Consider the following 300-nt stretch of genomic DNA (forward strand, 5'->3'; position numbering starts at 1 on the left):
CTGGAGGTATCAGAAGTGCGAATGCTGACATAAGTAACGATAATGCGGGTGAAAAACCCGCACGCCGGAAGACCAAGGGTTCCTGTCCAACGTTAATCGGGGCAGGGTGAGTCGACCCCTAAGGCGAGGCCGAAAGGCGTAGTCGATGGGAAACAGGTTAATATTCCTGTACTTGGTGTTACTGCGAAGGGGGGACGGAGAAGGCTAGGCTAGCCGGGCGACGGTTGTCCCGGTTTAAGCATGTAGGCGGAGCGACTTGGTAAATCCGGTTGCTTATCAACGCTGAGGTGTGATGACGAG

At 54.7% G+C, this 300-nt stretch carries 1 rRNA gene; it reads left to right on the forward strand.

Annotated elements, in window-relative coordinates:
* Positions 1-300, forward strand: a 23S ribosomal RNA gene (locus YALDO0001_RS19555); the annotation flags it as partial.

It is taken from the genome of Yersinia aldovae ATCC 35236, from assembly GCF_000173735.1.
Lineage (GTDB): Bacteria > Pseudomonadota > Gammaproteobacteria > Enterobacterales > Enterobacteriaceae > Yersinia > Yersinia aldovae.